Origin of the sequence: Tianxiuia mixotrophica (genome assembly GCF_050596425.1) — a bacterium.
GTDB lineage: Bacteria > Bacillota > Clostridia > Peptostreptococcales > Acidaminobacteraceae.
On the sequence record NZ_CP192292.1, the window covers coordinates 1,535,395 to 1,547,452 of the forward strand.

Genomic DNA, 12,058 nt, shown 5'->3' on the forward strand with positions numbered 1-12,058 from the left:
AGGAGTGAAATTCATGAAAAAAGAACATAAAGATCAATTCAACAAGGAAATTGGATGGACACCCCCTGGAGCTCTTATGGCAGATAAGTTTGGAGATGACTTTGGAGACTTAATCGCTAGGTACCACCATGACATATGGAATGAAGAGGGCGCGATTCCCCTCAAATATAGATATATGATTGCACTGGCAACTGCAATATTTGACAATAATGACACGCGGGCAAAACTGGAGCTGAGAAAGGCCATTAACCACGGTGCAAGTAAAGAGGAACTTCTGGAGGTCCTAAAACAACAAGTTTGGATGAAGGGCTCACCAACCTTGGTTCAAATAGCCCCTCTGCTTCAAATGATTGATAAGTCCTTTGAAGATGACAAGTAAATATAAAATGCACCTTATCATAAAGACACGTATTCATACTGAATGCGTGTTTCTTTTTATATGGGGTAAATATAAAGGGTCGAAAGGAGTTCTTTATGAAGAAATTTAGAAGACCATTAGCGCTTGTCATAGGGGCATTGCTTTTCATTTCACCACTAAGTGCATCATTGAATTTAGCATACGCTTCTGCCCCCGAATACGGCAGTTCGGCAATAACACTTTACGAATTAGGTGTTTTAACTGGCACAGACCAAGGGTTTGAACTGGAGAGGACACCAACACGTCTAGAAGGATTAATAATTCTTATTAAGTTACTTGGTAGTGGTGACCAGACAGATGCCTATACAGATTGGTCCATACCATTTTCAGATGTGCCCCAGTGGGGGAACAAGTGGGTTGCTTATGCCTATAGCCAAGGGCTTACAGCTGGCGTGGATTCAAACACCTTTGGCTCTGATGAAACACTGCAGTCCAAGTCATACATGACTTTTCTGCTAAAGGCTCTTGGATATGATCCAGATGCAGGCGATTTCACTTGGGACACGGCCTTAGATAAGGCTGTGGATATTGGGATGATCAACTTAGAAGAAAAAGCAGAGCTAGAGAGAGAAACCTTTTTAAGAGACCATCTAGCTTATCTTTCAGAGAAGGCACTGAACCAAAGGATTAAAAATCAAAGGGTTCGTCTTGTTGAAAATTTGGTTTTTAATGAGGCTATTGAAAGAAAACCAGCTGAAAAAACAGGCCTAATCAGTAAAAATGAAATGGACCTACTCCTCAAATTTTTTGTGGAGTTGCCAGCGGATGCATACAATGAAGAAGAAGCGAACAAAATGATAGATCGCATGGAACGTATACCCGAAAATTATATTGAATGGCTTATTGAAGATGGGACAAGAATCCGACTCATTAACAATCCAATGACAGAAGAACCTGAGTATGAACATTTAAAAGGTGTGGTTCCAAGAGGCTGGGAAGAAACCGGGAAAACATGGGATGATGTGCCTGGAGCAGGCGGGCAATTAATTGTTGCCAGAATTGGATACAGTGATCCAGGTGAATTTCACGGATCTCATAATCTTGAGCTCCATGAAATAGGGCATCAAGTGGATTTTGTTGTTTTTGAAATGTATGGACTGGACTCCACAAACGAAACATTTGCCCAGCTCACTGAAACAGAGGCGTCCCTTTTTAGTGGTGCCTATTACAAATATGATGAGGAATATTTTGCAGAAGCCTTCACCATGTTTTACTTAAGTGAAGAGACCAATAAAGAGCTCAAGCGAAAAGCGCCACAAGTTTATGAATATTTTAGGTCATTTGAAGAGCAGTATGGCTATGATGAGTGAAAAGGGTATGAATCGAGGATAAGAAAAAAGACCGAAAAAAGACCGAAAAAAGACCGCCAGTGTTTAAAAGGCGGTCTTGTCATTTTACTCAATAACTTTAATTTCATAAGTCACTTCTGCGGCCTGCTTGACCATGGCTATGACACCACAGTATTTTTCTTGGGAAAGCTTTACTGCTTTTTCTAGTTTCTTTAGAGGAAGGTTATCTCCTTTAAAAGAGTATATGACATGTACTTTGGTATAAACCTTAGGGTGTTCATCAGCCAACTGTCCTTCAACTTCAATATCAAATGCATCGATTTCCACTTGCATTTTACCGAGTATGGACATGACATCCATAGCTGTGCATCCTGAAAGGGCATTGAGCAGCAAGGGCTTTGGCAGGGGTCCTCTATTTTGTCCACCGAATGTTTCTGCGGCGTCTACAGTGAGTTTATGACCAGAAATGTCAGTTTCAAAGGCCATTCCATCTATCCATGATGTTTTGATTGTATGGCTCATATATTGCCTCCTATTCTAAGCAAGTTACAAATTATAAGTTAAAATTATAATGAAAGCGCCTGAAGATATTTGTTACACAACCCTATAAGTCATACCCATTTCCCAGCAGATTCATTCTCAAAAGTTCATCTAACTCGTAAATTGTAAAGGTCCTCACTGAACCCCATCTTATAAACAGAGAGCATATGAATATATTATGGATGCCAAACTTGTGATTGCCAGGAACTCAAGCGGATGGTACCGTGTAAGAAAAGGCAAAAGACAAGCCCTATCTTATTTAAAAATGTTTAAGCAAGAAGACTGTAGATGCAATCTACTTGAGAATACATAGTGACGGAATTTAAGGAGTGAAAGAGGTATGATAATCAACTGGAGACCAGACAAAAATAGTGAAGTCCCTCTTTTTAGACAAATAGTTAGTCATATAGAAGAAGGTATTAGAGAAGGGGTCTATGTCAAAGATACCAGATTCCCCTCTCAGAGACATTTGGCTGAGATTTTCAACGTAAATCGAAGCACAATATCCCTAGCCATGGATGAGCTAAAAGCCCTCGGTCTTATTGAAACAAAGGGCAAGGGCGGGACAAGGGTATCTCATGTGCCTGAGGATATGGGATCATTTGACTGGGGGCACTATGTGGAAGAGAGCATGTACTATCCCAACAGGGCAATCATTCAAAAAATAAATGACCTAGATTTTGATGACCGTATTATAAGATTAAGTTCTGGCGCAGCCATGCCAGAGAGTTTTGAGTTTACAGGCTTAAAGGCTCTTATAGAGCAAGCTTCTGAAGTGGTTGAGAGTCTGGATTATACTGAGCCCAGGGGGTTACTATCACTTAGAGAGGTCCTTAGCCAGTATTTGGGGCAGATTGGGATAGAGGCAGATCCTAGCGAAATACTTATTGTAAGCGGGGCACTCCAAGCAATCCAGCTTATTGCCCTAGGCCTATTGCAAAGGGGATCTACAGCCTTGATTGAAAAACCCTCCTATTTGTATTCACTGAACATTTTAAAGTCCCTTGACATGCGAAGAAGGGGGATTGATTGTGATTCACAAGGCTTAATACCGGAGAATCTCTACAAGGCCAGACCGCGCAATCATCATTCGGTTCTTTATACCATCCCAAATTTTCAAAATCCAACAGGACATTTAATGAGCGAAAAGAGACGACTGCAAACATTAAAGGTGTGTGAAGAACTCAATATTCCAATCATTGAAGACGATGTTTACAGGGAGCTCTGGATTGACACACCGCCACCACCCGCGCTGAAAAGTTTGGAGACAAAAGAGCAAGTCCTCTATATAGGAAGTGTTTCAAAGCATTTAAGTCCAGGTCTTCGTATAGGATGGATTGTAGGTCCAAAATCAGTCATTGAACGTCTTAGTGACATAAAAATGCAGGTGGACTATGGAGCCAGTACCTTATCTCAGGTGGTTACTGAACTTTGGTTTAAGTCAAATCATAGGGACAAGGCCCTCCAAATTATGCGTGAAAACTTAAAAAAGAGAAGGGATACAGCCCTTCATGCGCTTAACAAGTACATGTCTGATCTAGGAACATGGGAAGTGCCTAGGGGGGGCTTCTATATTTGGGTTAAACTCAAGAAAGCGGTCTCAGAGGAGCAAATTTTTAATAGAGCTATTGAGGCAGGTGTTTTGGTTTATCCCGGTCATGTCTATGGACAAAATCAGGGATCATCCCTCAGAATATCCTATTCCAGTGAATCCTGCCAACGGATCGACGAGGGCATATGTAAGTTAAGTCAAGTTATTCGTGCATTAACTTAGATATGGTTGGGTATATGGAATGTAATATGGTTTGCTTTATGGTTGGTGACATATAGATGCTTGTGGATGGTGTAATTATTCAGTAGGGATGTATAATCTTACATAAAGTATGTGGGAGGTACACTATGAACTATCCAAATCTTATTATTCGTCTTGATTATATAAAGGAAAATGCAAAAGCGGTAGCAGATGCCTGTAAAAAGAAAGACATTTCTGTATGTGGCATTGTCAAGGGCCTTCATAGCGATCCAAAAGTGGCTCAGGCCATGCTTGAGGGTGGCGTGGATCAAATCGGTGATGCGCGAATTGGGAATTTGAAACGACTAAAGGATGCAGGTGTAAAGGCATCAACACTTTTAACGCGTATTCCAATGCCTAGTGAGGTTGCTGACATGATTCAAGTGGCAGATATTAGTCTGAATTCAGAGCTGAAAACCATTCAGGCAATAGACAGGGCCTGCTTAGACATGGGATTAAATCATAAAATTGTGCTCATGTATGATTTAGGAGATTTAAGAGAAGGCTTTATCAGTAAGGCGGAACTCCTTCAAACAGCTCTTCAAGTGGAAGGAATGAAAGGCGTTGAACTAGCTGGTGTTGGTACCAATTTAGGGTGCTATGGTTCGATAAAACCGACCCGGAAAAACCTAAGTGAGCTGGTCGACCTGGCCACCACCATTGAGAAGAAGATTGGACGAAAGCTGGAAATTGTTTCTGGAGGGGCAACATCTAGTCTACCTTTGGTTTATGATGATGATATGCCAAAAGGCGTTAATCATCTGAGAATTGGTGAGGCCATTTTACTGGCCCGAGACCTGCCGGATATATGGAAGGTGCCCATGCCAGGGACGCATCAAGACACAGTTTTAGTAGAGGCTCAAATTGTTGAAATGAAACGCAAGCCAAGTCATCCAATCGGTGATATATTCATTGATGCGTTTGGAAACACACCTATTTATGAGGACAGAGGCTGGGAAACCCGAGCTATACTGGCGTTAGGAAGACAAGACTTCGCCATGATGGACCAGTTGATTCCAAAGGATAAGGGGCTTCATCTGGTTGGCTGTAGTTCAGACCACCTCATTGTATCTATAGAAAACACGAGCAAGTATGAGGTTGGTGATGTGGTCCAGTTTGAAATGTTCTATGGTCCCATGTTGTTTTTAAGTGGTGCGGAACATATTCAAAAAACGTATAGGGCATTGTAAAATTTTCAAATTGAAATCAAATCCTACCATGAGTCGATTGGCTCTTGATAGGATTTTTTTATTGTCTTGTTAAGGCACTTGCTAAAAAATTCAAATTGTATATTTCAAATTGTATATTTCAAATAAAAAATTACAATTTGAATAAATTGAAAGAACTGTCACCGATTTGGGTAACAATTAAAAAATACGTTGTAATAGGAGGTCAGTATGGCAAAAAAATGGGGGAACAGATTCATAAAATACATAGTCCTACTGCTGTTCTGGCTTGTCCTGAGTGGGACTTTTGATGCCCGTGTTTTGATTACGGGGCTCTTTGCAGCGGCAGTTGTTTTACTTGCCTCTGAATATTCACTCAAGAAATTTGAATCCAGTCATGTTTTTATCCGTTATCATTATCATATTCTTTGGTTTTTCGGAATTGTCTTAATTGAAATTTTCCTAGCTGCCTATCAACACATTCAACGTGTATTAGCAGGAGAAGACAGATCCGTTATTTTCGAATTAGATTTAAGTGTGGAAGATGAGTTTGCCATAGCCCTTATTGCAAACGCTATTACTTTAACACCTGGCACTCTAACCATGCAAGTGCATGATCAGACTTTAACAATACTGGGGTTTGCTGATTCTATTGAAGAGGTGGATGAAATTAAAAGAGTGGTCATTGAGAAGTATCAAAAGCCCTTTCTTGGAGGTGGTCATTAATGCTTGAATTGACACTTTTTTTTATAATACTTTCCATGTTTATACTCGTTGTATACACCTTAAAGGGAGAATCTATATGGGAAAGACTTATCGGTCTGAACCTGATTATCATAAAAATTATTTTGCTTATAACAGTCTATGCCATCCTTATTGATGTGCCGTCTGTTCTTGATATTAGCATCACATACAGTATTGTTGGATTTATTGCGACCACCCTACTTTCGAGGTTTTTATTGAGAGGGGGACGGCTTAAATGATTGCAAACATACTGCTTATTCTCACTTGGTTTTTTATGTTGTTTGGCATATTTGGTCTCTTTAGATTGAAGGGCATTTATACAAGGCTTCTTTCTAGTTCAAAGATTGATTCTGTAACAGTTATAACCCTTTTCACCGCCTTGATGATTAAATCCGGGTTTACAAACACCACATTAAAACTAGGGGTTGTTCTTGTGTTCTACTTGCTGACCAATCCAGTGACCAATCAAATTGTTGCCAATTCAGCTCTAAGAAATGGTATAAAACCAGACCGCTTCATACTGGAGTCCTCTCGAAAGGAGGGCGATAAAGATGCTTAGCACAGTCCTATTTATATTTGTGTTGATTATGGCCATTGCTGTCATACTGACCAACAATAATCTGCGTCTTATAATGTACTTTTCTGTCTTTTCCTTTGGAGCTGCGGCCTCTTACTTTGTTCTAAAAGCGCCAGATATTGCTCTGGCAGAAGTGGCTATTGGGTGCGCATTTGTTCCCTTAATATATCTCATCACAATCGGCAAGCAAAAGATATTCACAGTGGTATTTTTTGATGGCGATATTGGAGAACATGGGTCTCTTGATTATGATACCATCAGGCACTTTTACATAGTTCTTGACAAATTTTGCTTGGACTATGGACTAAACCTAAATTTAATTAACCGGCCCACAAGGTTTAGCTCAACAGTACACGGGGTTTTCAGACCGGGAAATATCGACTTAATCTGTATATTTCACCCCGACAAAGACTGTATAGAGGTTCGAGGCAATGCATCAAATATTATGCTGTTTAACCTGGAGCAAAGACTCCATGAAAACGGACAAATTCAGTGGAGGAGGGTGATTGACAGTGAGGGAGAAAATTAGAAAGATATTTGCATTTGTAGCCCTAATCGTCATATGCCTAATATTTATGGTCAAGATCCTTCCAGCCTTGTCCACCTACAATTTAACAAGCTACAACTACTATTCAACAAAAACCTTTACGGAGGTGGGGTCGAAGAACATGGTAACGGGTATTTATCTTGATTACAGATTGTTTGACTCTCTGCTGGAAGCGGGTATTCTATTTGTTGTTACAGCAGGCATACTATTTATGGGCAAAAAAGATGAAGAGGTGAGATGATGCTAGGGACTTTTACATTACTCAGAATAATAAGTCGCTTCTTACACCCCTTTGTCCTCATGTTTGGCATATATATAGTGGTTAATGGAGATTTGTCTCCTGGTGGTGGTTTCCAGGGGGGGTTGTGCTCGCATCCTCATTTATACTCCTTTATTTTATCGGAGAAGTGAATAAGTTAAGTGTTAAACTTATCATTCGTATTGAAAAAGTACTTTTTTTAATACTGGTTATTGTGGCATTTTTAAGTCGGGCGGAAACGTTCAATGCCCACCAAATATCTTATCTTGTGCTGATGAATACCATAATTGGCATGAAGGTGGCACTGGGAATAGGAGCCATTATTATGATATTTATAGAGGAGGGAAATGTATGATGTTACGTACGGCAATTGCATTTATGATTTTCCTCATAGGCATGTATGGTCTTGTCATAAGCGGCAATGTAATCAAATCAATCATTAGTTTGAATGTCGTTCAGACATCTCTCATCCTGCTCTTTATAAACTTGTCTGGTCATGCGGGATCAGGTATTCCAATTATGGGCGTGGATGGTCTGGCGCCAGTGGATCCAATTCCACAAGCCTTAATGATTACAGCCATAGTTATAGGGGCATCCATCACAGCGCTTAGCTTGATGTTGACCATAAAAATATTCCACTACTACGGCACACTCGACTGGCATGAAATCTTAGCGATGAAAGAAACAATACGTTAATGGAGGTCTTCATGGTTAATATGGCACTGGGACTAATTTTTATTCCAATGATCCTGGCGATCTTAATATACCTACTGGACACAAGAATGGTCAATCGGTTAAGTCTACTGATACAGCCAGTCTTATTAGCTATGACTCTATATTTGGTATACAAGCTGTTTTTTAATGGCGGTGTTTACTTTGTACTCGGCGGTTGGGACAGAGGTGTTGGTATTCCCTTGAGGGTGGATCAAAAAAGCTTAATATTTATGGTGATGACAGTAATAGGTGTTACATATTTTATATCATTTGACTGGACAGCCCACAGGGATGATCATAAATACCTGTTCTTCATTCTCTTCTTACAAGGGTCACTTATGGCACTTTTTCAAGCGGCGGATATTTTTACCCTGTTTATACTCCTGGAGTTAATAACCATATTGGCTGGGATTCTGATTACCTACGAAAAAGAGGGAATCTCTGTGAAGGCGGGTCTTTATTACTTGTTGATCAACTCAGTGGGAATGACCATTTACCTCATGGGTGTAATCCTCCTCTATAATTCTGTCGGTGTTCTTGATATGGGGCTAATACAAGAAGCTGTTGGAAGTGGTCCGATGACAGCACTCCAGTGCGCTGCTCTTGGGTGTTTTATAACAGCCTTTGCTGTGAAGACGGCCATGTTCCCTGTAAGCAGCTGGTTGCCACTGGCTCATGGCTCTGCACCAACCCAGATGTCGGCCCTGCTTTCTGGTCTACTTGTTAAACTGGGTATATACAGCCTTATGCGGTTCATGGAGATCTTCAGCAGTCAGGCCTACCTGCACTTGATTTTGGTGTTGGGCGTATCAACTGCCATATTTGGGGTCGGCATGGCCATGCTTCAGAGCGACATAAAGCTTATACTGGCCTACCATACGGTCTCTCAGATGGGACTCATTATAATGGGACTGGCCTCTGGAAAATATGAGGGCTTTGTCGGCAGTTTGCTTCATGATGTGAATCACTTTCTCTTTAAAAGTCTCCTGTTCTTAGGAAGCGGTGTTGTGATATACCTGTATGGGTCTCGAGATGTTCGGCAAATTCGTGGCGTTTTGAAAAACCAACCCGTCATTGGATATGCCCTTCTAATAGGTGTGCTTGGAATCACAGGCGCCCCACTCTTTGACGGAAGCCTGAGTAAAATTCTAATAGAGGAAAGTTTTATTGGACGAATTGGCTATTTTATTATTCTGTTTGTCAACTTAGGTACGATTCTTTCTTTTATGAAGTTTTCGCAGATTTTCTTCGGATATACAGACAGGCAAGTTAAGATACCTGTGAATAGATGGAAAAAGAATACCGTTGTGGTTATGGCCCTTGTAATGCTTGTGACCTATCCGCTGGAACTTATATACTTTGATGGGCCCTGGACTGAGGTTCATTTTACGACAAAATCTCTATTAAAAGGCGCAGCTGAGTTTGCTCTGCTCTTCGGAGTGGCTTATATTCTGCTTAAACGTGTTCTAAAACCTCTTCTTGTAAAGTATCCAAACCTAGGTAAACACAGACTAGGGTTTCAAGAGGCCAATAGCATGGTGCTGATCTTCCTTGGCAGTCTATGGGGATACTTTTTATATTTGGTGCCTTAAAAATAAGCAAATAGGCTGTTTCAAGGGGAGAGCTATAAATCATAAGGAAAATAAAATCCGCTCAAGTCAGATAAGAAGAAAATACCTGGCTTTGCGGATTTTTTTATGCTTTAGAAGCAAATTTCTAAGTGTTTCTAAATCGGCGGTACTGCACTGGTGTGCGACCTTCAAATTTCTTGAAAATCTTGGCATAGTAGCCTGGATTACAAAAGCTAAAAAGTTCTGAGATTTCTCCTATGGGCATATTGGTCAGTTCAAGAAAATACTTGGATTCTTCTATTTTATAAAGATGAATATACTCGACCACACTATATCCAACCTCTTTTTTAAAAAGACCGGATAGATACTCCTTTGTCGTATTTGCGACCTCAGCCACATGACTAAGTGAAATATCTTCAGAGATGTTTTCATGGATATACTGAATGGCTCTTGATACAGGCAGGGGATACTGGGTTGTACGCTCCTTGCGAATTAGTTTTACAAATTCAAGAGCCATATCATATTCTAGGGCTTGCAATGTTTTGATGTTTTTTGTCTTTTCAATTTCATAGATGAAAACATCACTCAGAGAGTAGGCATCTTCAGGATTGACATTTGATTCGATTGCGGCACGGGCAAAAAGGGTACAAGAAGCAATGAGAGAATTCTTTGTTGACCGAATGGGTGTGTCAGCAAGCCTTGCACGTTCTAGTGCATTGATGGCATCAAGAATTTCAATCACGTCGTTATCAGTGCAGCGCTTCATAGCACTGAGGAGTTTTCTTTCAAGATAATAGGATGGATGCTTGTAAAAGCTACTCAGGTTTTCCATTTTTAAATGGATGTGTCGTGATGACATATGGACCTCCACTCAGTTTTATTGAAGGCAAACAATCTAAAAAATCGTTTTCCTACATTGCATTAAAATCGTATAACTAACATTAAAATAATATACATACTCTATTCTTGCAAGCCCTATAATGAGATTGTCTTTGAAAGAAAAAGTTTTTACTCAAGGGGGAGTTAAAAAATGAAGAAATCATTAGCAATACTAGTCGCACTCGTCATGGTTATGGCGATGGTTATGGCCGGTTGCACACCAAATGCGGAAGCACCAGCAGAGCAGCCTGCAGAAGAGCCAAGCGAAATGGCTGAAGAGCCACAAGAAGAACCTGCTGAAACACCAATGGAAAAAACAGTGGTTAAGTTTGCTGTTCAAGCAGACTCCACAGATGCACTGAATCAAATTGTGGATGCCTTCAACGCATCAAGTGACATGTATGAAGTAGAAGCCATAGTCATGACAAATGATTCTGGCAACATGCACGATCAACTTATTAACTCACTATCTAGCCAGTCTGGTGAATACGATGTCATTTCAATGGACGTTGTTTGGGCAGGCGAGTTTGCAGCTGCAGGTTACTTAGAGCCACTGGACAGCATGATTAGAGATGCAGGCTGGAAGGTCACAGACTTCAATGCTGGTTCAATGGCATCAGGCAAGTACAAGGGCAAGAATTACGTCCTACCATACTTTTCTGATTTAGGATTTTTATATTATAGAGCAGACATTGTGTCACAAGAAGATGCAGATGTTCTTGAGTCAGGAAACTACACATGGGCTGATTTCCTAGCCATGGCAGAAAAATATGCAGGCCAAGGTGAAACGAAGTATGGACATGTATATCAGTCAAAGCAATACGAAGGTCTAACGTGTAATGTCAACGAGTTCAGCAACAACTGGGCTGATGTAGAAGGTGGCTTAGAAATGATGAAGGCTTTTGCTGATTCATCTGCAACACCTGATGACATCTTAACTTATACGGAAGGGGAAACACACAGTGCCTTCCTAAATGGAGAAACGGTATTTGCACGTAACTGGCCATATATGAATGGAATGGCAGCCAGCGGAGACTACCCAGTTACAAGCGAGCAAGTTGCATATGCACCACTGCCAAATGGTGGTACCGTGGGTGGCTGGATTCTTGGTATGAATGCAAACTCAACAAACCAAGAAGGCGCTGCGGAGTTCCTTAAATTTATTGCAGGCCCTGAAGGACAAAAAATCAATGCAACAGTTGGAAGCTACTTGCCAGGATTCAATGCTCTATTAACAGATGAGGACGTCCTAGCTTCAAATGCCCTATTAACTGATATGGCATTCCAAAAAGCCCTATCGACGACTATAGCACGCCCGGTAGCGGCCAATTATGCAGAAGTATCGGATACAATTCAAGTGAAGTCTCATGAATATCTATCTGCAAATGGTGAACTTGAAGAAGCTGTAAGTGCAATCACTTCAGCCCTTGAGCAGTAAGATATTAAAAGTAGTCATTTAAAAGCTTTAGTGGCTTGCTTGCCACTAAAGCTTTTTTAAAGAAAACATTTTAAAAGTTTATACATGCTACTTTGAAAGTCGCTCAGAAGAATTAAATTAAGAA

General features: G+C 40.6%; 17 protein-coding genes. 15 read left to right on the forward strand and 2 right to left on the reverse strand.

What is annotated here, in order from left to right; translation table 11 throughout:
• Positions 1-13 precede the first annotated feature (13 nt).
• Positions 14-379 carry a carboxymuconolactone decarboxylase family protein gene (locus ACQ4KW_RS06660; protein ID WP_430885754.1) on the forward strand — a complete coding sequence of 122 codons (366 nt, stop codon included), beginning with the start codon at positions 14-16 and terminating at the stop codon, positions 377-379.
• A 95-nt stretch (positions 380-474) separates the two neighbouring features.
• On the forward strand, positions 475-1,728 hold the full coding sequence (locus ACQ4KW_RS06665; protein ID WP_430885755.1) for an anthrax toxin lethal factor-related metalloendopeptidase: 1,254 nt from the start codon (positions 475-477) through the stop codon (positions 1,726-1,728).
• Between the two features lie 84 nt (positions 1,729-1,812).
• On the opposite strand, the gene ACQ4KW_RS06670 is transcribed toward ACQ4KW_RS06665, so the two are convergent.
• Complete coding sequence (locus tag ACQ4KW_RS06670; protein WP_430885756.1) at positions 1,813-2,229, reverse strand: OsmC family protein; 417 nt, start codon at positions 2,227-2,229, stop codon at positions 1,813-1,815.
• A 196-nt stretch (positions 2,230-2,425) separates the two neighbouring features.
• On the opposite strand from ACQ4KW_RS06670, the gene ACQ4KW_RS06675 reads away from it, so the two are divergent.
• The 12 genes from ACQ4KW_RS06675 (at position 2,426) to ACQ4KW_RS06730 (ending at position 9,638) form a co-directional block, all read left to right on the forward strand.
• Positions 2,426-2,560, forward strand: a complete 135-nt coding sequence (locus ACQ4KW_RS06675; protein WP_430885757.1) for a hypothetical protein — start codon at positions 2,426-2,428, stop codon at positions 2,558-2,560.
• 27 nt (positions 2,561-2,587) lie between these two features.
• Positions 2,588-4,021, forward strand: coding sequence for a PLP-dependent aminotransferase family protein (locus ACQ4KW_RS06680; RefSeq protein WP_430885758.1), 1,434 nt, complete (start codon positions 2,588-2,590; stop codon positions 4,019-4,021).
• Between the two features lie 125 nt (positions 4,022-4,146).
• Positions 4,147-5,229: an alanine/ornithine racemase family PLP-dependent enzyme gene (locus ACQ4KW_RS06685; RefSeq protein ID WP_430885759.1), complete on the forward strand. Its 1,083-nt coding sequence runs from the start codon at positions 4,147-4,149 to the stop codon at positions 5,227-5,229.
• Between the two features lie 207 nt (positions 5,230-5,436).
• Positions 5,437-5,931, forward strand: a complete 495-nt coding sequence (locus tag ACQ4KW_RS06690) for a Na+/H+ antiporter subunit E (protein ID WP_430885760.1) — start codon at positions 5,437-5,439, stop codon at positions 5,929-5,931.
• Positions 5,931-6,188 (forward strand): monovalent cation/H+ antiporter complex subunit F, encoded by a 258-nt coding sequence (locus ACQ4KW_RS06695; RefSeq protein WP_430885761.1) that lies wholly within the window; start codon positions 5,931-5,933, stop codon positions 6,186-6,188. Before ACQ4KW_RS06690 ends, ACQ4KW_RS06695 begins: the two co-directional genes overlap by 1 nt.
• Entirely contained in the window at positions 6,185-6,508 is a 324-nt protein-coding gene (gene mnhG, locus ACQ4KW_RS06700; protein WP_430885762.1) for a monovalent cation/H(+) antiporter subunit G, read from the forward strand. Before ACQ4KW_RS06695 ends, mnhG begins: the two co-directional genes overlap by 4 nt.
• On the forward strand, positions 6,501-7,055 hold the full coding sequence (locus ACQ4KW_RS06705) for a Na(+)/H(+) antiporter subunit B (protein ID WP_430885763.1): 555 nt from the start codon (positions 6,501-6,503) through the stop codon (positions 7,053-7,055). The genes mnhG and ACQ4KW_RS06705 overlap by 8 nt, the downstream gene beginning before the upstream one ends.
• Positions 7,039-7,314 carry a hypothetical protein gene (locus ACQ4KW_RS06710; RefSeq protein ID WP_430885764.1) on the forward strand — a complete coding sequence of 92 codons (276 nt, stop codon included), beginning with the start codon at positions 7,039-7,041 and terminating at the stop codon, positions 7,312-7,314. The genes ACQ4KW_RS06705 and ACQ4KW_RS06710 overlap by 17 nt, the downstream gene beginning before the upstream one ends.
• A 59-nt stretch (positions 7,315-7,373) precedes the next feature.
• Positions 7,374-7,484: an MnhB domain-containing protein gene (locus ACQ4KW_RS06715; RefSeq protein ID WP_430885765.1), complete on the forward strand. Its 111-nt coding sequence runs from the start codon at positions 7,374-7,376 to the stop codon at positions 7,482-7,484.
• A complete protein-coding gene (locus ACQ4KW_RS06720; RefSeq protein WP_430886619.1) occupies positions 7,439-7,687 on the forward strand; it encodes a hypothetical protein in 249 nt (82 codons plus the stop codon). The genes ACQ4KW_RS06715 and ACQ4KW_RS06720 overlap by 46 nt, the downstream gene beginning before the upstream one ends.
• Positions 7,684-8,028 (forward strand): cation:proton antiporter subunit C, encoded by a 345-nt coding sequence (locus ACQ4KW_RS06725; protein WP_430885766.1) that lies wholly within the window; start codon positions 7,684-7,686, stop codon positions 8,026-8,028. Before ACQ4KW_RS06720 ends, ACQ4KW_RS06725 begins: the two co-directional genes overlap by 4 nt.
• 11 nt (positions 8,029-8,039) lie before the next feature.
• Positions 8,040-9,638: a complex I subunit 5 family protein gene (locus ACQ4KW_RS06730; protein WP_430885767.1), complete on the forward strand. Its 1,599-nt coding sequence runs from the start codon at positions 8,040-8,042 to the stop codon at positions 9,636-9,638.
• A gap of 124 nt (positions 9,639-9,762) precedes the next feature.
• On the opposite strand, the gene ACQ4KW_RS06735 is transcribed toward ACQ4KW_RS06730, so the two are convergent.
• Entirely contained in the window at positions 9,763-10,476 is a 714-nt protein-coding gene (locus tag ACQ4KW_RS06735) for an AraC family transcriptional regulator (RefSeq protein ID WP_430885768.1), read from the reverse strand.
• Between the two features lie 171 nt (positions 10,477-10,647).
• Between ACQ4KW_RS06735 and ACQ4KW_RS06740 the strand changes: the two genes are divergently transcribed.
• Positions 10,648-11,934, forward strand: a complete 1,287-nt coding sequence (locus ACQ4KW_RS06740) for an extracellular solute-binding protein (RefSeq protein WP_430885769.1) — start codon at positions 10,648-10,650, stop codon at positions 11,932-11,934.
• The last annotated feature ends 124 nt before the right edge of the window (positions 11,935-12,058 follow it).